Consider the following 23,060-nt stretch of genomic DNA (forward strand, 5'->3'; position numbering starts at 1 on the left):
GACTTGTTTTGTTTCGTTCAGTTTTGAGAGAACTATCTCTCAAGTTTAAATGTATGTTCTTTGAAAACTAGATAACAGTGTAGCTCATATTTTTTTAATTTTAGTTTGGTTAAGTTAGAAAGGGCGCACGGTGGATGCCTTGACACTAGGAGTCGATGAAGGACGGGACTAACGCCGATATGCTTCGGGGAGCTGTAAGTAAGCTTTGATCCGAAGATTTCCGAATGGGGAAACCCACTATACGTAATGGTATGGTATCCTTACCTGAATACATAGGGTATGGAAGACAGACCCAGGGAACTGAAACATCTAAGTACCTGGAGGAAGAGAAAGCAAATGCGATTTCCTGAGTAGCGGCGAGCGAAACGGAATCTAGCCCAAACCAAGAGGCTTGCCTCTTGGGGTTGTAGGACATTCTATACGGAGTTACAAAGGAACGAGGTAGACGAAGCGACCTGGAAAGGTCCGTCACAGAGGGTAACAACCCCGTAGTCGAAACTTCGTTCTCTCTTGAATGTATCCTGAGTACGGCGGAACACGTGAAATTCCGTCGGAATCTGGGAGGACCATCTCCCAAGGCTAAATACTCCCTAGTGATCGATAGTGAACCAGTACCGTGAGGGAAAGGTGAAAAGCACCCCGGAAGGGGAGTGAAAGAGATCCTGAAACCGTGTGCCTACAAATAGTCAGAGCCCGTTAATGGGTGATGGCGTGCCTTTTGTAGAATGAACCGGCGAGTTACGATCCCGTGCGAGGTTAAGCTGAAGAGGCGGAGCCGCAGCGAAAGCGAGTCTGAATAGGGCGTTTAGTACGTGGTCGTAGACCCGAAACCAGGTGATCTACCCATGTCCAGGGTGAAGTTCAGGTAACACTGAATGGAGGCCCGAACCCACGCACGTTGAAAAGTGCGGGGATGAGGTGTGGGTAGCGGAGAAATTCCAATCGAACCTGGAGATAGCTGGTTCTCCCCGAAATAGCTTTAGGGCTAGCCTTAAGTGTAAGAGTCTTGGAGGTAGAGCACTGATTGAACTAGGGGTCCTCATCGGATTACCGAATTCAGTCAAACTCCGAATGCCAATGACTTATCCTTAGGAGTCAGACTGCGAGTGATAAGATCCGTAGTCAAGAGGGAAACAGCCCAGATCGCCAGCTAAGGTCCCAAAGTGTGTATTAAGTGGAAAAGGATGTGGAGTTGCTTAGACAACTAGGATGTTGGCTCAGAAGCAGCCACCATTTAAAGAGTGCGTAATAGCTCACTAGTCGAGTGACTCTGCGCCGAAAATGTACCGGGGCTAAATACACCACCGAAGCTGCGAATTGATACCAATGGTATCAGTGGTAGGGGAGCGTTCTAAGTGCAGTGAAGTCAGACCGGAAGGACTGGTGGAGCGCTTAGAAGTGAGAATGCCGGTATGAGTAGCGAAAGACGGGTGAGAATCCCGTCCACCGAATGCCTAAGGTTTCCTGAGGAAGGCTCGTCCGCTCAGGGTTAGTCAGGACCTAAGCCGAGGCCGACAGGCGTAGGCGATGGACAACAGGTTGATATTCCTGTACCACCTCTTTATCGTTTGAGCAATGGAGGGACGCAGAAGGATAGAAGAAGCGTGCGATTGGTTGTGCACGTCCAAGCAGTTAGGCTGATAAGTAGGCAAATCCGCTTATCGTGAAGGCTGAGCTGTGATGGGGAAGCTCCTTATGGAGCGAAGTCTTTGATTCCCCGCTGCCAAGAAAAGCTTCTAGCGAGATAAAAGGTGCCTGTACCGCAAACCGACACAGGTAGGCGAGGAGAGAATCCTAAGGTGTGCGAGAGAACTCTGGTTAAGGAACTCGGCAAAATGACCCCGTAACTTCGGGAGAAGGGGTGCTTTCTTAACGGAAAGCCGCAGTGAATAGGCCCAAGCGACTGTTTAGCAAAAACACAGGTCTCTGCGAAGCCGTAAGGCGAAGTATAGGGGCTGACACCTGCCCGGTGCTGGAAGGTTAAGGAGAGGGGTTAGCGTAAGCGAAGCTCTGAACTGAAGCCCCAGTAAACGGCGGCCGTAACTATAACGGTCCTAAGGTAGCGAAATTCCTTGTCGGGTAAGTTCCGACCCGCACGAAAGGTGTAACGATTTGGGCACTGTCTCAACCAGAGACTCGGTGAAATTATAGTACCTGTGAAGATGCAGGTTACCCGCGACAGGACGGAAAGACCCCGTGGAGCTTTACTGTAGCCTGATATTGAATTTTGGTACAGTTTGTACAGGATAGGCGGGAGCCATTGAAACCGGAGCGCTAGCTTCGGTGGAGGCGCTGGTGGGATACCGCCCTGACTGTATTGAAATTCTAACCTACGGGTCTCATCGACCCGGGAGACAGTGTCAGGTGGGCAGTTTGACTGGGGCGGTCGCCTCCTAAAGTGTAACGGAGGCGCCCAAAGGTTCCCTCAGAATGGTTGGAAATCATTCGTAGAGTGCAAAGGCATAAGGGAGCTTGACTGCGAGACCTACAAGTCGAGCAGGGACGAAAGTCGGGCTTAGTGATCCGGTGGTTCCGCATGGAAGGGCCATCGCTCAACGGATAAAAGCTACCCCGGGGATAACAGGCTTATCTCCCCCAAGAGTCCACATCGACGGGGAGGTTTGGCACCTCGATGTCGGCTCATCGCATCCTGGGGCTGTAGTCGGTCCCAAGGGTTGGGCTGTTCGCCCATTAAAGCGGTACGCGAGCTGGGTTCAGAACGTCGTGAGACAGTTCGGTCCCTATCCGTCGTGGGCGCAGGAAATTTGAGAGGAGCTGTCCTTAGTACGAGAGGACCGGGATGGACGCACCGCTGGTGTACCAGTTGTTCTGCCAAGGGCATAGCTGGGTAGCTATGTGCGGAAGGGATAAGTGCTGAAAGCATCTAAGCATGAAGCCCCCCTCAAGATGAGATTTCCCATAGCGTAAGCTAGTAAGATCCCTGAAAGATGATCAGGTTGATAGGTTCGAGGTGGAAGCATGGTGACATGTGGAGCTGACGAATACTAATAGATCGAGGACTTAACCATATAATATGAAGCAATGTTATCTAGTTTTGAAGGAATATACCTTCATCAGTTTGGTGATGATGGCAGAGAGGTCACACCCGTTCCCATACCGAACACGGAAGTTAAGCTCTCTAGCGCCGATGGTAGTTGGGACCTTGTCCCTGTGAGAGTAGGACGTCGCCAAGCAAAAACCTAAGTCGTTTCGACTTAGGTTTTTTTGTGTTTATTTTTATTTACCGAAGGTTAAAATCCATAAATTTAATAACCCTGAAGATGAAAAAAAGAATGAAATAGAAACGGTATAAAATAAAATTCGGATGATAAAGTAATACGTTTAAATATAAATTGAAGGTAAGGATTGCCTTTTTATGTTAATTTAGTTGTCGAATGAACAATAATGTTTTGATTTAATATGAAAAGGTTATGTAAAAAAGAGCTGGATGGCTATTTTTCGCATAACCTTTTTGTGGTTTTAAAGGATTTTACCTAAGAAAAAATCTATAATTAAGGTAGTTAACATATATTTTTTGATGGGGGTGGGGGATTATGAAAGAAATATGCATGTTATTAGTGGCTGTTATATTATGGGGAACAGCCATTGCACCAACGAAATGGGCATTAGAATCCATTCAACCGTTTACTTTGTTATTTATTCGTCTTTTCTTTGCGGGTGGGATTTGTATGCTTTTCTCATTTAACGAACTACAAAAAGTAGTTATACATAAACATATTCCGTGGAAAAGAATGAGTTTACTGTCTTTTACTGGTGTAGCTGGGTACTTTATGTTCACATCCTATGGTATTTCTTTAACAAGTGGATTACATGTTAGTATTATTGATGCTGCATTGCCATTAGTTACAATTCTTTTTTCAGCGTTCTTTCTGAAAGAGAAAATTCAGATGGATTATTGGATCGGAATTATGTTGGGCGCTATAGGAGTGCTCTTTATTACAATTCCATCTAGCGATACTAATCAAGAGGTGTCTTTAATAGGAGATATACTTATTTTATTAAGTACCTTTTTATTTGCGTTCTACACAGTTTTGTTAAAACGGCCAAAACAAGAACGACGTTTATCTAATAAAGTTTTCACTACAGTAACACTAATGATAGGTGCAGCTATTGTGTTGCCATTTGCAATGATAGAAATTTTTTACTACGGTTTCCCAAAAATCGAAACATGGAAGATTGGATTTAGTGTAGTATACCTTGTTATTGGGGCAACAATTTTAGCATATTGGTTCTGGAATAAAGCGCTAGAGACGGTCTCAGCATCAATAAGTGGACTGTACTTAAATGGATTGCCGTTAATAAGTATCATTACTTCAATTATCCTATTAAATGAATCTCTGACATGGAAGATAATAATGGGAGGGAGTCTAGTTTTAATTGGAGTAGGATGGGCGGATAAGCAAAAGTTACGTAATCTATTAAAGGGTAATAAAATGGATAGTAGGGACTGTTAAATTGTATATTTTATATAGTTTAAATGTTAAAAAGATACCTCATATATATGTATAAGGTATCTTTTTATATTTAGCGAAGATAATGGACTTAAATTAGTAGGGATATTCTTTGTTATATCTATATGTATCGAAATCTTTTTGAAATATTGTTTTGACGAGCTGTATACATTCATCATCATAAAAGCTTTCAAAAGTCGGGTGACGAGGGAATAAAGGATCAGTAATATCGGCATCGCTGAAATTCCCTTTATAAATCATGGCAGGGGTTTGATGATGCCATGATGTTGAAAACTCATTTATCGGTGCAGGTTTTAATTCGAAACGTTTTTCTAATTCTTTCATTTCCTGATCGAAATTTTCTAAGTATATATAATTGGTTACATACTCTTCTTCACCTGCTATATATTGTTGTGTAAAGTGAGCGTTAATATCATTTGCATGAGCACCTTTAGTAAATAGGTAGTATAAAAATTGTTTGAATGAGATTCCTTTAGGAGAATTTTCATTTTGATATAAAAACTTTCGAATGGGTTTCCATTCTTCATTTTCTACATAAGGAGGTGCAATTAAGGACACGAAAGAACTGACTGCTCTTTTAAACGGATTGCGAACCAGTTTGAAAGTTTCCTTTTGTTTATCTCGTAGTGCTACACTCAGCCGTATATTATAGGCCGGTGTACTTTTGTATATTTCATATTCGAAATTATGGATGAAGGGGTGATAGTTTAAAGCTGTTTGTAATAAATCAATCTGGTAAAAAAACCACTTAGCAAGGGAAGTACAACCACTTTTTTGACTCCAAAATAGAATGAGAGGAAAGTTTCTATGATAGTGTGGGCTTCTTGCATTAGTACTAATGATGTGTAATAAGGAAGGATCCAACAATTGATGCACTCCTTTCATGTATCTTGATTATATATACATATGTAAAATAAAGATGAGGTATGAGTGTGTGGAATTTTTTTTGTAGAAAATGAAAAAGAAATGTTGACTATTATTATATAGGGGTGTAATATAGAACAAGTCGCCGATAGCAACAACGCAGAAAGCGACAAAAGAAATAAAAAAACTTGGTTGACATTGAAATATGGAAATGTTAACATAAGGGAGTCGCAAATGAGCGGCAAACAAGTTCTTTGAAAACTGAACGAAACAAACAACGTGAACGTCAATTTTTATTTTTAGATGCTAGACAAACTAACTTTATTGGAGAGTTTGATCCTGGCTCAGGATGAACGCTGGCGGCGTGCCTAATACATGCAAGTCGAGCGAATGGATTAAGAGCTTGCTCTTATGAAGTTAGCGGCGGACGGGTGAGTAACACGTGGGTAACCTACCCATAAGACTGGGATAACTCCGGGAAACCGGGGCTAATACCGGATAATATTTTGAACTGCATAGTTCGAAATTGAAAGGCGGCTTCGGCTGTCACTTATGGATGGACCCGCGTCGCATTAGCTAGTTGGTGAGGTAACGGCTCACCAAGGCGACGATGCGTAGCCGACCTGAGAGGGTGATCGGCCACACTGGGACTGAGACACGGCCCAGACTCCTACGGGAGGCAGCAGTAGGGAATCTTCCGCAATGGACGAAAGTCTGACGGAGCAACGCCGCGTGAGTGATGAAGGCTTTCGGGTCGTAAAACTCTGTTGTTAGGGAAGAACAAGTGCTAGTTGAATAAGCTGGCACCTTGACGGTACCTAACCAGAAAGCCACGGCTAACTACGTGCCAGCAGCCGCGGTAATACGTAGGTGGCAAGCGTTATCCGGAATTATTGGGCGTAAAGCGCGCGCAGGTGGTTTCTTAAGTCTGATGTGAAAGCCCACGGCTCAACCGTGGAGGGTCATTGGAAACTGGGAGACTTGAGTGCAGAAGAGGAAAGTGGAATTCCATGTGTAGCGGTGAAATGCGTAGAGATATGGAGGAACACCAGTGGCGAAGGCGACTTTCTGGTCTGTAACTGACACTGAGGCGCGAAAGCGTGGGGAGCAAACAGGATTAGATACCCTGGTAGTCCACGCCGTAAACGATGAGTGCTAAGTGTTAGAGGGTTTCCGCCCTTTAGTGCTGAAGTTAACGCATTAAGCACTCCGCCTGGGGAGTACGGCCGCAAGGCTGAAACTCAAAGGAATTGACGGGGGCCCGCACAAGCGGTGGAGCATGTGGTTTAATTCGAAGCAACGCGAAGAACCTTACCAGGTCTTGACATCCTCTGAAAACTCTAGAGATAGAGCTTCTCCTTCGGGAGCAGAGTGACAGGTGGTGCATGGTTGTCGTCAGCTCGTGTCGTGAGATGTTGGGTTAAGTCCCGCAACGAGCGCAACCCTTGATCTTAGTTGCCATCATTAAGTTGGGCACTCTAAGGTGACTGCCGGTGACAAACCGGAGGAAGGTGGGGATGACGTCAAATCATCATGCCCCTTATGACCTGGGCTACACACGTGCTACAATGGACGGTACAAAGAGCTGCAAGACCGCGAGGTGGAGCTAATCTCATAAAACCGTTCTCAGTTCGGATTGTAGGCTGCAACTCGCCTACATGAAGCTGGAATCGCTAGTAATCGCGGATCAGCATGCCGCGGTGAATACGTTCCCGGGCCTTGTACACACCGCCCGTCACACCACGAGAGTTTGTAACACCCGAAGTCGGTGGGGTAACCTTTATGGAGCCAGCCGCCTAAGGTGGGACAGATGATTGGGGTGAAGTCGTAACAAGGTAGCCGTATCGGAAGGTGCGGCTGGATCACCTCCTTTCTATGGAGAATTGATGAACGCAGTTCATCAATAAACGTTGACTTGTTTTGTTTCGTTCAGTTTTGAGAGAACTATCTCTCAAGTTTAAATGTATGTTCTTTGAAAACTAGATAACAGTGTAGCTCATATTTTTTTAATTTTAGTTTGGTTAAGTTAGAAAGGGCGCACGGTGGATGCCTTGACACTAGGAGTCGATGAAGGACGGGACTAACGCCGATATGCTTCGGGGAGCTGTAAGTAAGCTTTGATCCGAAGATTTCCGAATGGGGAAACCCACTATACGTAATGGTATGGTATCCTTACCTGAATACATAGGGTATGGAAGACAGACCCAGGGAACTGAAACATCTAAGTACCTGGAGGAAGAGAAAGCAAATGCGATTTCCTGAGTAGCGGCGAGCGAAACGGAATCTAGCCCAAACCAAGAGGCTTGCCTCTTGGGGTTGTAGGACATTCTATACGGAGTTACAAAGGAACGAGGTAGACGAAGCGACCTGGAAAGGTCCGTCACAGAGGGTAACAACCCCGTAGTCGAAACTTCGTTCTCTCTTGAATGTATCCTGAGTACGGCGGAACACGTGAAATTCCGTCGGAATCTGGGAGGACCATCTCCCAAGGCTAAATACTCCCTAGTGATCGATAGTGAACCAGTACCGTGAGGGAAAGGTGAAAAGCACCCCGGAAGGGGAGTGAAAGAGATCCTGAAACCGTGTGCCTACAAATAGTCAGAGCCCGTTAATGGGTGATGGCGTGCCTTTTGTAGAATGAACCGGCGAGTTACGATCCCGTGCGAGGTTAAGCTGAAGAGGCGGAGCCGCAGCGAAAGCGAGTCTGAATAGGGCGTTTAGTACGTGGTCGTAGACCCGAAACCAGGTGATCTACCCATGTCCAGGGTGAAGTTCAGGTAACACTGAATGGAGGCCCGAACCCACGCACGTTGAAAAGTGCGGGGATGAGGTGTGGGTAGCGGAGAAATTCCAATCGAACCTGGAGATAGCTGGTTCTCCCCGAAATAGCTTTAGGGCTAGCCTTAAGTGTAAGAGTCTTGGAGGTAGAGCACTGATTGAACTAGGGGTCCTCATCGGATTACCGAATTCAGTCAAACTCCGAATGCCAATGACTTATCCTTAGGAGTCAGACTGCGAGTGATAAGATCCGTAGTCAAGAGGGAAACAGCCCAGATCGCCAGCTAAGGTCCCAAAGTGTGTATTAAGTGGAAAAGGATGTGGAGTTGCTTAGACAACTAGGATGTTGGCTCAGAAGCAGCCACCATTTAAAGAGTGCGTAATAGCTCACTAGTCGAGTGACTCTGCGCCGAAAATGTACCGGGGCTAAATACACCACCGAAGCTGCGAATTGATACCAATGGTATCAGTGGTAGGGGAGCGTTCTAAGTGCAGTGAAGTCAGACCGGAAGGACTGGTGGAGCGCTTAGAAGTGAGAATGCCGGTATGAGTAGCGAAAGACGGGTGAGAATCCCGTCCACCGAATGCCTAAGGTTTCCTGAGGAAGGCTCGTCCGCTCAGGGTTAGTCAGGACCTAAGCCGAGGCCGACAGGCGTAGGCGATGGACAACAGGTTGATATTCCTGTACCACCTCTTTATCGTTTGAGCAATGGAGGGACGCAGAAGGATAGAAGAAGCGTGCGATTGGTTGTGCACGTCCAAGCAGTTAGGCTGATAAGTAGGCAAATCCGCTTATCGTGAAGGCTGAGCTGTGATGGGGAAGCTCCTTATGGAGCGAAGTCTTTGATTCCCCGCTGCCAAGAAAAGCTTCTAGCGAGATAAAAGGTGCCTGTACCGCAAACCGACACAGGTAGGCGAGGAGAGAATCCTAAGGTGTGCGAGAGAACTCTGGTTAAGGAACTCGGCAAAATGACCCCGTAACTTCGGGAGAAGGGGTGCTTTCTTAACGGAAAGCCGCAGTGAATAGGCCCAAGCGACTGTTTAGCAAAAACACAGGTCTCTGCGAAGCCGTAAGGCGAAGTATAGGGGCTGACACCTGCCCGGTGCTGGAAGGTTAAGGAGAGGGGTTAGCGTAAGCGAAGCTCTGAACTGAAGCCCCAGTAAACGGCGGCCGTAACTATAACGGTCCTAAGGTAGCGAAATTCCTTGTCGGGTAAGTTCCGACCCGCACGAAAGGTGTAACGATTTGGGCACTGTCTCAACCAGAGACTCGGTGAAATTATAGTACCTGTGAAGATGCAGGTTACCCGCGACAGGACGGAAAGACCCCGTGGAGCTTTACTGTAGCCTGATATTGAATTTTGGTACAGTTTGTACAGGATAGGCGGGAGCCATTGAAACCGGAGCGCTAGCTTCGGTGGAGGCGCTGGTGGGATACCGCCCTGACTGTATTGAAATTCTAACCTACGGGTCTCATCGACCCGGGAGACAGTGTCAGGTGGGCAGTTTGACTGGGGCGGTCGCCTCCTAAAGTGTAACGGAGGCGCCCAAAGGTTCCCTCAGAATGGTTGGAAATCATTCGTAGAGTGCAAAGGCATAAGGGAGCTTGACTGCGAGACCTACAAGTCGAGCAGGGACGAAAGTCGGGCTTAGTGATCCGGTGGTTCCGCATGGAAGGGCCATCGCTCAACGGATAAAAGCTACCCCGGGGATAACAGGCTTATCTCCCCCAAGAGTCCACATCGACGGGGAGGTTTGGCACCTCGATGTCGGCTCATCGCATCCTGGGGCTGTAGTCGGTCCCAAGGGTTGGGCTGTTCGCCCATTAAAGCGGTACGCGAGCTGGGTTCAGAACGTCGTGAGACAGTTCGGTCCCTATCCGTCGTGGGCGCAGGAAATTTGAGAGGAGCTGTCCTTAGTACGAGAGGACCGGGATGGACGCACCGCTGGTGTACCAGTTGTTCTGCCAAGGGCATAGCTGGGTAGCTATGTGCGGAAGGGATAAGTGCTGAAAGCATCTAAGCATGAAGCCCCCCTCAAGATGAGATTTCCCATAGCGTAAGCTAGTAAGATCCCTGAAAGATGATCAGGTTGATAGGTTCGAGGTGGAAGCATGGTGACATGTGGAGCTGACGAATACTAATAGATCGAGGACTTAACCATATAATATGAAGCAATGTTATCTAGTTTTGAAGGAATATACCTTCATCAGTTTGGTGATGATGGCAGAGAGGTCACACCCGTTCCCATACCGAACACGGAAGTTAAGCTCTCTAGCGCCGATGGTAGTTGGGACCTTGTCCCTGTGAGAGTAGGACGTCGCCAAGCAAAAACCTAAGTCGTTTCGACTTAGGTTTTTTTGTGTTTATTTTTATTTACCGAAGGTTAAAATCCATAAATTTAATAACCCTAAAGAAGAAAAAAGAATGAAATAGAGGCAGTTTAAAATAATGGTAATGATTTTTTGTGCTCCGGATTTTTCGAATGCTCCTAAAATAATCCCTAAGAATAGGAAAGATTATTTCTATCATAATAATGAGAGTAGAAAAAATGGGGTGATATAAATAAGCATTCAATAATTACAGCAATTACTGTGATAGAGAAAAATAAATAGGATAATAGCACAGTAATTTTTTTCACGGTTATTCCTCCTTTGAAATTAAATCGTTATAATATAGGTTCTATCGATGTATAGAACACAAGAGAGTATATATATTGATTAAAACATACTGAAGTATTATATAAATAGTTATACATAAAATAGATCTCTAGAAATATATATTCTAATTCCCTTTCCTTCTTGCATATAGTTGCAATTCTTCTTTTGAATATAACTAAAACACGAACGTTATCGATGACTAATAAAAAAACATTCGATTATTTATTGACATTGTTTATGAAATATTGTTAATATAGCCATAGAAACAATAATATATAAGACCTCATATAATCGCGGGGATATGGCCTGCAAGTCTCTACCTAACGACCGTTATTCGTTAGACTATGAGGGAAAGTCACTCGGTATTTTTCTATTCACAAGGGATATGTATGCCTGAGTAGAGCACTTTCTCTCATAGTAAAAGAGAAACTGTTCTATTTCAGGCTTTTTTTATTTGAATCGGGGGGATTCTAATATGAAATCACTAGTTGGAGTCATAATGGGAAGCACGTCAGACTGGGAAACAATGAAATATGCTTGTGACATTTTAGATGAATTAAATATACCGTATGAGAAAAAAGTTGTATCCGCTCATCGGACTCCGGATTATATGTTTGAATATGCAGAAACAGCTCGTGAACGTGGATTAAAAGTTATTATTGCTGGAGCCGGTGGAGCAGCGCATTTACCAGGAATGGTTGCAGCGAAGACAAATCTTCCTGTAATTGGTGTTCCAGTTCAATCAAAGGCGTTAAACGGCCTAGATTCGTTATTATCCATTGTCCAAATGCCAGGAGGGGTTCCAGTTGCAACTGTTGCAATTGGTAAGGCTGGTTCAACGAATGCTGGATTACTTGCTGCACAAATACTTGGATCATTTCATGATGATATACATGATGCATTAGAGTTGAGACGAGAAGCTATTGAGAAAACTGTGCGTGAAGGTAGTGAGCTAGTATGACGAGAATCATTTTACCTGGAAAAACAATCGGCATTATTGGAGGCGGCCAGCTTGGAAGAATGATGGCGTTGGCAGCTAAGGAAATGGGTTATAAAATTGCTGTTTTAGATCCTACAAAGCATTCACCATGTGCACAAGTTGCTGATGTTGAAGTCGTTGCACCATATGACGATCTAAAAGCAATTCAGCATTTAGCAGAGATAAGCGACGTTGTCACATATGAATTTGAGAATATTGATTATAGATGTTTACAATGGCTTGAAAAACATGCTTACTTACCACAAGGTAGTCAGTTGTTAAATAAAACGCAAAATCGTTTTACAGAAAAGAATGCAATTGAAAAAGCTGGGTTACCAGTAGCAGCGTATAGATTGGTTCAAAATCAAGATCAACTTACAGAAGCAATTAAAGAGTTATCTTTCCCTTCTGTCTTAAAAACAACGACAGGTGGATACGATGGTAAAGGGCAAGTGGTTTTAAAGAGTGAAGCTGATGTTGTGAGAGCAAAAGAACTTACTAATAAAGCAGAGTGCATTCTAGAAAAATGGGTGCCTTTTGAAAAAGAAGTATCAGTTATTGTAATTCGTAGTGTAAGTGGTGAAACTAAAGTATTTCCGGTAGCGGAAAATATTCATGTAAATAATATTTTGCATGAATCTATCGTTCCAGCCCGCATTACAGAAGAACTTTCTCAAAAAGCAATTGCTTACGCAAAGGTACTTGCGGATGAACTAGAACTTGTGGGAACACTAGCGGTAGAGATGTTTGCTACAGCTGACGGTGAGATTTACATTAATGAATTAGCACCAAGACCTCACAATTCAGGACACTATACACAGGATGCATGTGAAACGAGTCAATTTGGTCAACATATTCGAGCAATCTGTAATTTACCTCTTGGAGAAACAAATTTGTTAAAACCAGTTGTCATGGTAAACATTTTAGGCGAACATATAGAAGGGGTCCTAGGACAAGTGAATAGACTAACCGGGTGCTATTTACACTTGTATGGAAAAGAAGAAGCAAAAGCGCAGCGAAAAATGGGGCATGTTAATATTTTAAATGATAATATTGAAGTCGCTCTAGAAAAAGCGAAGAGTTTGCATATTTGGGACCATCAAGAACAACTGTTGGAGGGAAAAAGATGATTAATCGTTATACACGCCCTGAAATGGGTGCGATTTGGACGGAAGAGAACAAATTTAAAGCGTGGTTAGAAGTTGAGATTTTAGCGTGTGAAGCATGGGCTGAGCTTGGCGATATTCCAAAAGAAGATGTGAAAAAAATTCGTGAACATGCAACATTTGATATTGATCGTATTTATGAAATTGAAAAAGAAACACGTCATGACGTAGTTGCTTTCACTCGTGCTGTATCAGAAACACCAACATTAGGCGAGGAACGTAAATGGGTTCATTACGGTTTAACATCTACAGACGTAGTAGATACAGCGTTATCTTATATCTTAAAACAAGCAAATGAAATCTTGTTAAAAGACTTAGAAAACTTTGTTAGCATTTTAGCTAATAAAGCGAAAGAGCATAAATACACGATTATGATGGGAAGAACACACGGTGTACATGCAGAGCCAACAACATTTGGTTTAAAACTTGGTCTTTGGTATGAAGAAATGAAACGTAACGTAGAGCGTTTCAAACAAGCTGCTGATACAGTTCGCGTTGGTAAGTTATCTGGTGCGGTTGGTACATATGCAAATATTGATCCATTCGTAGAAAAGTATGTTTGTGAAAACTTAGGATTAGAAGCAGCACCAATTTCAACACAAACATTGCAACGTGATCGTCATGCACATTACATGTCAACACTTGCACTAATCGCAACATCTGTTGAAAAGATGGCAGTTGAGATTCGTGGTTTACAAAAGAGTGAAACACGTGAAGTTGAAGAGGCTTTCGCAAAAGGTCAAAAAGGTTCTTCTGCAATGCCGCATAAACGTAATCCAATTGGATCTGAAAATATGACTGGTTTAGCTCGTGTTATCCGCGGTTATATGATGACAGCTTACGAGAATGTTCCGTTATGGCATGAGCGTGATATCTCTCACTCTTCTGCAGAACGCGTAATTTTACCAGATGCTACAATCGCGTTAAATTACATGTTAAATCGCTTTGGTAATATCGTTAAAAACTTAACTGTATTCCCAGAGAATATGAAACGCAATATGACAAGAACATACGGCTTAATTTACTCTCAACGCGTAATGCTTACACTAATTGACAAAGGTCTGGTACGTGAAGAAGCTTATGATATCGTACAGCCTAAAGCAATGGAAGCTTGGGAAACACAAGTACAATTTAAAGAGCTTGTAGAATCTGACGAGCGTATTACAAGTAAGTTAACGCAAGAAGAAATTAACGAATGTTTCAATTATGAACATCATATGCAACACGTTGATACAATCTTTGAACGCCTTGGATTAAACGAAGCGTAAAATTTCATATGGCACAGAATAGAGTCATTCTGTGCCATTCTTTATAAAAATATTATTCACATTTTTCAAACTACAGGGGGCTTGCGAAATGCAAAAGCTAGAATTGCTGTATGAAGGTAAGGCAAAAAGAATTTATCGTACAGAAGCAGCAGATATGGTTTGGGTAGAGTACAAAGATAGTGCGACTGCTTTCAATGGGGAGAAAAAAGCGACAATTACAGGAAAAGGTCGTTTGAACAATGAGATTACAACTTTATTGTTCAGAAAGTTACAAGAAGTTGGAATTAAAACACACTTTGTGGAGAAGTTATCTGATACAGAACAACTTGTCAAAAAGGTGAGTATTATTCCATTAGAAGTTGTCACAAGAAACGTAATTGCAGGCAGTCTTTCAAAAAGACTAGGAATGGAAGAAGGAACTGCTCTTACAACACCAATCGTAGAATTTTACTACAAAGATGATGATTTAGGAGATCCACTTGTAACGGAAGATCATATTCGTTTGTTAAATGTTGCAACACCAGAGCAAGTAAGCGTATTACGAGATGCAGCTCTACAAATCAATCAAGTGTTGATTGAGCACTTCGCAAGCTGTCGTGTAAGATTAGTAGATTTTAAATTAGAGTTTGGCGTAACAGAAGAAGGGGAAATCATATTAGCAGATGAAATTTCACCAGATACTTGCCGTTTATGGGATGAAACGAGCAATGAAAAATTTGATAAAGATGTATTCCGTCGTGATCTTGGGAATTTAACAGAAGCATATGAAGAAATTTTAAAACGTTTAGGGGGAGCTTCACATGTATAAAGTTAAGGTATATGTAACGTTAAGAGAAAGTGTATTAGATCCACAAGGAACTGCGGTAAAGGGAGCACTTCATAGTCTTTCATTTACAGAAGTACAAGACGTTCGAATCGGAAAATATATGGAATTAACAATTGATAAATCAGTATCTGATCTGGATAGCAAGGTAAAAGAAATGTGTGAAAAATTATTAGCAAACGTTGTAATGGAAGACTTCCGTTATGAAGTTGAGGAGGTTGTCGCACAGTGAAATTTGCAGTCATAGTATTCCCAGGTTCGAACTGTGATGTCGATATGTTCCATGCAATTAAAGATGAGCTTGGTGAAGAAGTAGATTACGTTTGGCACGATAGAGAGAATTTAGATGAATATGATGCAATTTTACTACCAGGTGGATTCTCTTACGGTGACTATTTACGTTGTGGTGCTATTTCTCGCTTTGCTAACGCAATGAAAGCAGTGCAAAAAGCTGCTGAGCAAGGAAAGCCAATTTTAGGTGTATGTAATGGATTCCAGATTCTTGTTGAATCAGGATTACTACCAGGAGCATTAATGAGAAACGAAAACTTGAAATTTATGTGCCGTACGGTTCAGTTACGTGTTGAAAATAATGAAACGATGTTTACATCACAATATGAAAAAGATGAAGTAATTAATATTCCAATTGCACATGGCGAAGGAAATTACTATTGTGATGAAGCGACTCTTAAACAATTAGAAGAGAATAATCAAATCGCATTCCGTTACGTAGAAAATCCGAATGGAAGCGTTTCAGATATTGCGGGTATTGTAAATGAAAAAGGAAATGTTCTTGGTATGATGCCACACCCAGAGCGTGCTGTAGATGAATTACTTGGCGGTGCTGAAGGTTTAAAAGTCTTTCAATCTATCTTAAAACAGTGGAGGGAAACATATGTCGTTAATGCTTGAGCCAAATCCAACACAAATTAAAGAAGAGCGTATATATGCGGAAATGGGGCTAACAGACGAAGAGTTTGCCATGGTTGAAAAGATTTTAGGCCGTTTGCCGAATTATACAGAAACGGGACTATTCTCTGTTATGTGGTCTGAACATTGTAGTTATAAAAATTCAAAGCCAGTTCTTCGTAAGTTTCCAACGACAGGTGAGCGTGTCTTACAAGGACCTGGAGAAGGCGCTGGAATTGTAGATATCGGTGATAATCAAGCGGTGGTATTTAAAATGGAAAGTCATAACCATCCTTCTGCAATTGAGCCATATCAAGGGGCAGCAACAGGTGTCGGTGGTATTATTCGCGATGTATTCTCTATGGGCGCACGTCCGGTAGCTCTATTAAACTCACTTCGTTTCGGTGAATTACAATCACCACGTGTGAAATATTTATTCGAAGAAGTAGTAGCAGGAATCGCAGGATACGGTAACTGCATCGGTATTCCTACTGTTGGTGGAGAAGTACAGTTTGATCCATGTTATGAAGGAAATCCACTTGTAAATGCAATGTGTGTAGGCCTAATTAATCATGAAGATATAAAAAAAGGGCAAGCACATGGTGCTGGTAATACAGTAATGTACGTAGGAGCATCAACTGGTCGTGATGGTATTCACGGTGCAACATTCGCATCTGAAGAGTTATCTGAAAGCTCAGAAGCGAAGCGTCCGGCAGTTCAAGTAGGGGATCCATTTATGGAGAAACTTCTTATTGAAGCATGTTTAGAACTTATTCAGTCTGATGCACTTGTTGGAATTCAAGATATGGGAGCTGCTGGTTTAACATCATCTTCTGCAGAAATGGCAAGTAAAGCAGGTATGGGTATTGAAATGTACTTAGATGATGTACCGCAGCGTGAAACTGGAATGACTCCATATGAAATGATGTTATCTGAATCACAAGAGCGTATGTTAATCGTTGTGAAAAAAGGTAGAGAGCAAGAAATAGTAGATTTATTTGAAAAGTATGGTCTTGCAGCAGTTACGATGGGGAAAGTAACTGAAGATAAAATGCTTCGCCTATTCCATAAAGACGAAATGGTAGCTGAAGTACCGGCGGATGCTCTTGCAGAAGAAGCACCAATTTATCATAAACCGTCAAAAGAAGCAGCATACTTTGCTGAGTTCCAGCAGATGAAAATGGAAACACCAAAAGTAGAAGATTATAAAGAAACGTTATTATCTTTATTACAACAACCAACGATTGCAAGTAAAGAGTGGGTATATGATCAATATGATTATCAAGTGCGCACTAGCACAATCGTTACACCAGGTTCAGATGCAGCGGTTATACGCGTACGCGGCACAGAAAAAGGATTAGCAATGACGACAGATTGTAACTCTCGCTACATTTATTTAGATCCAGAAGTGGGCGGTAAAATTGCAGTAGCAGAGGCAGCACGTAATATCGTATGTTCTGGCGGGGAGCCACTTGCAATTACAGATTGCTTAAACTTCGGTAACCCAGAAAAACCAGAGATCTTCTGGCAAATTGAGAAATCAGTAGACGGTATGAGTGAAGCTTGCCGCAAGTTACAAACACCAGTTATCGGCGGGAATGTATCAATGTATAACGAGCGTAGTGGTGAAGCTGTATATCCAACACCAACTGTTGGGATGGTTGGACTTGTACACGATTTAAAACACGTAACAACACAAGAATTTAAACAAGCTGGCGATTTAGTTTATGTAATTGGAGAGACGAAAGCTGAGTTTGGTGGAAGTGAATTACAGAAAATGATCTACGGAAAAATTTTCGGTCAATCACCAAGCATCGATCTAGATGTAGAATTAAAACGCCAAAAGCAAGTACTAGCAGCAATTCAAGCTGGCCTTGTTCAATCTGCACATGATGTTGCAGAAGGTGGTTTAGCAGTTGCAATTACTGAAAGTGCAATTGGTGCTAACGGTTTAGGTGCTACTGTGAAATTAGACGGAGAAGCAACAGCAGTATTATTTGCAGAATCACAATCGCGCTTCGTTATAACCGTAAAACGTGAAAATAAAGAAGCATTTGAGAAAGTGGTTGAAGCAATTCAAGTTGGAGAAGTGACAAATACAAATGAAGTAACAATTCATAATGAAGAAAATGAAGTATTACTTACAGCAAATGTAGATGAAATGAGAAAGGCTTGGAAAGGGGCAATCCCATGCTTGCTGAAATAAAGGGGTTAAATGAAGAATGTGGCGTTTTTGGAATTTGGGGGCATGAAAATGCAGCACAAGTTTCGTACTACGGATTGCACAGTTTGCAGCACCGTGGGCAAGAGGGCGCAGGCATTGTTGTAAATAATGGGGAAAAAATCATCGGTCACAAAGGGTTAGGTTTAATATCAGAAGTGTTTTCAAGAGGTGAGCTAGAGGGATTAAACGGGAAATCAGCAATTGGACACGTACGATATGCAACAGCTGGTGGAAGTGAAGTTGCTAACGTTCAACCATTATTATTCCGTTTTTCCGATCATAGCATGGCGTTAGCTCATAACGGAAATTTAATTAATGCAAAAATGCTTCGTCGTGAATTAGAGGCAGAGGGAAGTATTTTTCAAACAAGTTCAGATACAGAAGTACTTTTACACCTCATTAAGCGTAGTACAAAAGATTCTTTAATTGATAGTGTAAAAGAGGCTCTAAATAAAGTGAAAGGTGCGTTTGCATATCTTTTACTAACTGGAAATGAAATGATCGTTGCGCTAGATCCAAATGGATTCCGTCCTCTTTCAATTGGAAAGATGGGGGATGCTTACGTTGTAGCATCGGAAACATGTGCTTTCGATGTAGTTGGGGCAACATACATTCGTGATGTAGAACCTGGTGAATTGCTTATTATCAATGATGAAGGAATTCACGTAGATCGTTTTACAAATGAAGTAGACCATGCGATTTGCAGTATGGAATACATTTACTTTGCACGTCCAGATTCTAATATAGCTGGTATTAATGTTCATGCAGCACGTAAAAACATGGGGAAACGTTTAGCGGCGGAAGCTCCTATTGAAGCTGATGTTGTTACTGGTGTACCAGACTCTAGTATTTCAGCAGCAATTGGTTATGCGGAGGCGACAGGAATTCCGTATGAGTTAGGGTTAATTAAAAATCGTTACGTTGGACGTACGTTTATTCAACCTTCTCAAGAACTGCGTGAGCAAGGGGTTAAGATGAAGCTTTCAGCAGTAAGAGGCGTAGTTGAAGGAAAACGAGTTGTTATGATTGACGATTCTATCGTAAGAGGAACGACAAGTAAACGAATTGTTCGTATGCTTCGCGAGGCTGGAGCGACAGAAGTCCATGTAAGAATTGCTTCACCACCTCTTAAGTATCCATGCTTCTATGGCATTGATATTCAAACGAGAAAAGAATTAATCGCAGCAAATAATTCAATAGAAGAAATCCGTCAAATCATCGGAGCAGATTCACTAACATTTTTAAGTGAAGATGGATTAGTAGATGCAATTGGACGCCCATATGAAGGAAAATACGGTGGTCTATGTATGGCTTACTTCAATGGAGACTATCCAACTGCTCTTTATGATTATGAGCAAGAGCTTTTAGAAAGTATGAAATAAGAAGAAAAAAGCTTCTACTTCTTTTGATGTAGAAGCTAGCTTCTTTCTTAAAACGGCCGCCCTGGATGGGGAGAAATTAAAAGACGAGGTGTAAAAAACGATGGCGAATGCATATAAGCAAGCAGGAGTAGATATTGAAGCTGGATATGAAGCGGTATCTCGCATGAAAAAACACGTACAAACAACTATGAGAAAAGAAGTGCTAGGCGGTTTAGGCGGTTTTGGAGGTATGTTTGATCTATCAAAATTTGCATTAGAAGAACCTGTATTAGTATCTGGAACAGATGGCGTGGGAACGAAATTGATGCTCGCTTTTATGGCAGATAAACATGACACAATTGGTATTGATGCAGTAGCAATGTGTGTAAATGATATTGTTGTCCAAGGAGCAGAGCCGCTTTTCTTCCTTGATTATATTGCTTGTGGTAAAGCTGAACCTAGTAAAATTGAAAACATCGTCAAAGGTATATCAGAGGGCTGTCGCCAAGCTGGTTGTGCATTAATTGGTGGAGAAACAGCTGAAATGCCAGGAATGTATTCTACGGAAGAATACGATTTAGCTGGTTTTACAGTTGGAATTGTTGATAAAAAGAAAATTGTAACAGGTGAAAAAATTGAAGCTGGTCACGTATTAATTGGCTTAGCATCTAGCGGTATTCATAGTAACGGTTATTCTTTAGTACGAAAAGTATTACTAGAAGATGGAGAACTATCTTTAGACCGTATTTACGGCCGCCTAGAACTACCTCTTGGTGAAGAATTATTAAAACCAACGAAAATTTATGTCAAACCTATTTTAGAACTATTGAAGAAACATGAAGTATACGGTATGGCGCATATTACAGGTGGCGGGTTCATTGAAAATATTCCACGTATGTTGCCAGAAGGAATCGGTGCGGAAATTGAATTAGGATCTTGGCAAGTTCAACCGATCTTCAGTTTACTTCAAGAAGTCGGAAAACTAGAAGAGAAAGAAATGTTCAATATTTTTAACATGGGTATTGGTATGGTAGTAGCAGTAAAGGAAGAAGAGGCAAAAGATATTGTTCGTCTTCTTGAGGAACAAGGCGAGAAAGCTCATATTATTGGACACACTGTACAAGGGTCTGGTGTTACCTTTATTGAGGGAACAGAAGTATGAGTAGATTAGCAGTTTTTGCTTCTGGGAGCGGCTCTAACTTTCAATCTCTCATTAATGCGGTAGAAGACAAAATATTGGATGCAGATATTAGTTTATTAGTATGTGATAAACCAGAGGCACGCGCTATTGGACGGGCACACTATCACCATATTCCGTGTTTTTCCTTTTCAGCGAAAGCATATGAGTCAAAAGAAGCATTTGAAAAAGAGATATTAAAAAAGCTAGAAGAGTATGAAATTGATTATGTTATTTTAGCTGGATATATGCGTTTAATTGGAACGACTTTACTAGAAGCGTACGGCGGGAAAATTATTAATATTCATCCATCACTACTACCGAGTTTTCCAGGGAAAGATGCTGTTGGTCAAGCGTTAGAAGCGGGTGTGAAAGTAACCGGAGTAACGATTCACTATGTAGATGCAGGTATGGATACAGGTCCAATTATTGCGCAAGAAGCAGTAGTTGTTTCTGAAGGGGATACGAGAGAAAGCTTACAAAAGAAAATTCAACAAGTTGAACATAAATTATACGTAAATACAGTGAATCAAATTGTTCAGTCTGTGAAAAAACCAACTGTTAACTAACATACAACCAGGGGTGAAGGATAAATGAAAAAGCGTGCATTAGTAAGTGTTTCAGATAAAACAGGAGTAGTAGAATTTGTTAAAGGTTTACTTGAACAAGGGATTGAAGTTATTTCAACAGGTGGTACGAAAAAATTATTAGAAGAAAACGGCTTGCAAGTAATTGGTATTTCTGAAGTAACTGGTTTCCCAGAAATTATGGATGGTCGTGTAAAAACATTACATCCAAATATTCATGGTGGTCTATTAGCAGTTCGTGATAATGAAATGCATGTAGCGCAAATGAATGAATTAGGTATTCAACCAATTGACTTTGTTGTTGTTAACTTATACCCATTTAAAGAAACAATCGCTAAGCCTGATGTAACATTTGCTGATGCAATTGAAAATATTGATATCGGTGGCCCAACAATGATTCGCTCTGCTGCGAAAAATCATAAATTTGTATCGGTAATTGTAGATCCAGTAGATTATGATGTTGTATTAGCAGAACTGAAAGAGAACGGTGAAGTAACAGAGGAAACGAAACGTAAATTAGCAGCGAAAGTATTCCGTCATACAGCGGCATATGATGCATTAATTTCTAACTACTTAACAAAGCAAATGGGCGAAGAAAGCCCTGAAACAGTAACGGTGACATTTGAGAAAAAACAAGATTTACGCTATGGCGAAAATCCACATCAAAAAGCGACATTCTATAAAGCGCCATTCGCAGCAACGTCTTCTGTTGCATACGCAGAACAATTACATGGTAAAGAATTATCTTATAACAATATCAACGATGCGGATGCGGCACTTAGCATCGTGAAAGAATTTACAGAACCAGCAGTAGTAGCGGTAAAACATATGAATCCATGTGGTGTTGGAGTAGGAACTGATATTCACGAAGCATATACTCGTGCTTATGAAGCGGATCCAGTATCAATCTTCGGCGGTATTATTGCAGCAAATCGTGAAATTGATAAAGCTACAGCAGAAAAGTTACACGAAATTTTCTTAGAAATTGTTATCGCTCCTTCGTTCTCGCAAGAAGCTTTAGAAGTGTTGCAAAGTAAGAAGAACTTACGCTTACTAACTGTAAATATTGAAAAAGCGACAAGTGCAAGCAAAAAACTAACTTCTGTACAAGGTGGTCTTCTTATTCAAGAAGAAGATACGTTATCATTAGATGAGGACGCAATTTCAATTCCAACGAAACGTGAACCATCAGAGCAAGAATGGAAAGATTTAAAACTAGCTTGGAAAGTTGTAAAGCATGTGAAATCAAATGCAATTGTTTTAGCGAATGATAACATGACAGTTGGTGTAGGCGCGGGACAGATGAACCGTGTAGGTTCTGCAAAAATCGCAATTACACAAGCTGGCGAAAAAGCACAAGGTAGCGCACTTGCATCTGATGCTTTCTTCCCAATGCCAGATACAGTAGAAGAAGCAGCAAAAGCTGGAATTACAGCAATCATCCAACCAGGCGGATCGATTCGTGATGAAGATTCTATTAAAATGGCAGATGCGTATGGGATTACTATGGTGTTCACTGGCGTACGTCATTTCAAACACTAATAGAGGATGTTAAAAAAGTCCGGTCAAGATAACTGTCGCATGTCGTCGTTGCATAGCCCGTGCGGTACTCATGTAGGAAAGCTACACTCCGTGTCCTCCTGGCGAATGCGCCTTGACCTGCTCGGTTCTCTTGATCCTCCTTTTTAACTTTCTATTGATACGGTTGTTTAAAAAGTCCGGTCAAGATAACTGTCGCATGTCGTCGTTGCAATGCCAGTGCGGTACTCATG

The 23,060-nt window shown here is 41.9% G+C and carries 13 protein-coding genes, 5 rRNA genes, 1 pseudogene and 1 riboswitch; of the genes and pseudogenes, 17 read left to right on the forward strand and 2 right to left on the reverse strand.

Features of this window, described 5'->3' with window-relative positions:
• The first annotated feature begins 107 nt into the window (after positions 1–107).
• The 3 genes from NSQ69_RS01660 (at position 108) to NSQ69_RS01670 (ending at position 4,475) form a co-directional block, all read left to right on the forward strand.
• Positions 108–3,029 (forward strand): 23S ribosomal RNA (locus tag NSQ69_RS01660).
• 49 nt (positions 3,030–3,078) lie between these two features.
• Positions 3,079–3,194, forward strand: a 5S ribosomal RNA gene (rrf, locus tag NSQ69_RS01665).
• A gap of 360 nt (positions 3,195–3,554) precedes the next feature.
• On the forward strand, positions 3,555–4,475 hold the full coding sequence (locus tag NSQ69_RS01670; RefSeq protein WP_002124860.1) for a DMT family transporter: 921 nt from the start codon (positions 3,555–3,557) through the stop codon (positions 4,473–4,475).
• Between the two features lie 93 nt (positions 4,476–4,568).
• Here the strand turns inward: NSQ69_RS01670 and NSQ69_RS01675 are convergent, their stop codons facing one another.
• The gene (locus tag NSQ69_RS01675) at positions 4,569–5,360 is read right to left on the reverse strand and encodes a sulfotransferase family 2 domain-containing protein (protein ID WP_002124863.1); all 792 of its coding nucleotides are present in this window, start codon (positions 5,358–5,360) and stop codon (positions 4,569–4,571) included.
• Between the two features lie 318 nt (positions 5,361–5,678).
• Between NSQ69_RS01675 and NSQ69_RS01680 the strand changes: the two genes are divergently transcribed.
• From NSQ69_RS01680 to rrf (NSQ69_RS01690), 3 genes are all read left to right on the forward strand, one after another.
• Positions 5,679–7,230, forward strand: a 16S ribosomal RNA gene (locus NSQ69_RS01680).
• A gap of 146 nt (positions 7,231–7,376) precedes the next feature.
• Positions 7,377–10,298 (forward strand): 23S ribosomal RNA (locus tag NSQ69_RS01685).
• 49 nt (positions 10,299–10,347) lie between these two features.
• Positions 10,348–10,463: ribosomal RNA gene (rrf, locus tag NSQ69_RS01690) — 5S ribosomal RNA — on the forward strand.
• The 16S, 23S and 5S rRNA genes sit together here, the layout of an rRNA operon.
• A gap of 43 nt (positions 10,464–10,506) precedes the next feature.
• Here the strand turns inward: rrf (NSQ69_RS01690) and NSQ69_RS01695 are convergent.
• Positions 10,507–10,775, reverse strand: a pseudogene (locus NSQ69_RS01695) (hypothetical protein).
• A gap of 282 nt (positions 10,776–11,057) precedes the next feature.
• Positions 11,058–11,159: riboswitch (purine riboswitch) on the forward strand.
• Positions 11,160–11,269: 110 nt separating this feature from the next.
• Between NSQ69_RS01695 and purE the strand changes: the two are divergent.
• The 11 genes from purE to purH all read left to right on the forward strand — a co-directional run bounded on the left by purE (position 11,270) and on the right by purH (position 22,830).
• Positions 11,270–11,755, forward strand: a complete 486-nt coding sequence (gene purE / locus NSQ69_RS01700) for a 5-(carboxyamino)imidazole ribonucleotide mutase (RefSeq protein ID WP_002010008.1) — start codon at positions 11,270–11,272, stop codon at positions 11,753–11,755.
• Complete coding sequence (gene purK / locus NSQ69_RS01705; protein ID WP_002124865.1) at positions 11,752–12,903, forward strand: 5-(carboxyamino)imidazole ribonucleotide synthase; 1,152 nt, start codon at positions 11,752–11,754, stop codon at positions 12,901–12,903. The genes purE and purK overlap by 4 nt, the downstream gene beginning before the upstream one ends.
• A complete protein-coding gene (gene purB, locus NSQ69_RS01710) occupies positions 12,900–14,207 on the forward strand; it encodes an adenylosuccinate lyase (protein ID WP_002124866.1) in 1,308 nt (435 codons plus the stop codon). The genes purK and purB overlap by 4 nt, the downstream gene beginning before the upstream one ends.
• An 88-nt stretch (positions 14,208–14,295) precedes the next feature.
• Entirely contained in the window at positions 14,296–15,015 is a 720-nt protein-coding gene (gene purC, locus NSQ69_RS01715; protein WP_002010014.1) for a phosphoribosylaminoimidazolesuccinocarboxamide synthase, read from the forward strand.
• Entirely contained in the window at positions 15,008–15,262 is a 255-nt protein-coding gene (purS, locus tag NSQ69_RS01720; RefSeq protein WP_000278823.1) for a phosphoribosylformylglycinamidine synthase subunit PurS, read from the forward strand. The genes purC and purS overlap by 8 nt, the downstream gene beginning before the upstream one ends.
• Positions 15,259–15,942 (forward strand): phosphoribosylformylglycinamidine synthase subunit PurQ, encoded by a 684-nt coding sequence (gene purQ / locus NSQ69_RS01725; protein WP_000666771.1) that lies wholly within the window; start codon positions 15,259–15,261, stop codon positions 15,940–15,942. Before purS ends, purQ begins: the two co-directional genes overlap by 4 nt.
• Complete coding sequence (purL, locus tag NSQ69_RS01730; RefSeq protein WP_002124868.1) at positions 15,926–18,145, forward strand: phosphoribosylformylglycinamidine synthase II; 2,220 nt, start codon at positions 15,926–15,928, stop codon at positions 18,143–18,145. Before purQ ends, purL begins: the two co-directional genes overlap by 17 nt.
• A complete protein-coding gene (purF, locus tag NSQ69_RS01735) occupies positions 18,130–19,545 on the forward strand; it encodes an amidophosphoribosyltransferase (protein WP_002124870.1) in 1,416 nt (471 codons plus the stop codon). The genes purL and purF overlap by 16 nt, the downstream gene beginning before the upstream one ends.
• 100 nt (positions 19,546–19,645) lie before the next feature.
• Positions 19,646–20,686 (forward strand): phosphoribosylformylglycinamidine cyclo-ligase, encoded by a 1,041-nt coding sequence (gene purM, locus NSQ69_RS01740; protein ID WP_002010019.1) that lies wholly within the window; start codon positions 19,646–19,648, stop codon positions 20,684–20,686.
• Positions 20,683–21,270 (forward strand): phosphoribosylglycinamide formyltransferase, encoded by a 588-nt coding sequence (gene purN, locus NSQ69_RS01745; RefSeq protein WP_002124872.1) that lies wholly within the window; start codon positions 20,683–20,685, stop codon positions 21,268–21,270. The genes purM and purN overlap by 4 nt, the downstream gene beginning before the upstream one ends.
• A gap of 24 nt (positions 21,271–21,294) precedes the next feature.
• Complete coding sequence (gene purH / locus NSQ69_RS01750) at positions 21,295–22,830, forward strand: bifunctional phosphoribosylaminoimidazolecarboxamide formyltransferase/IMP cyclohydrolase (RefSeq protein WP_002169290.1); 1,536 nt, start codon at positions 21,295–21,297, stop codon at positions 22,828–22,830.
• The last annotated feature ends 230 nt before the right edge of the window (positions 22,831–23,060 follow it).

Origin of the sequence: Bacillus sp. FSL R10-2201, assembly GCF_038008665.1 — a bacterium.
Taxonomy (GTDB): Bacteria; Bacillota; Bacilli; order Bacillales; family Bacillaceae_G; genus Bacillus_A; species Bacillus_A mycoides.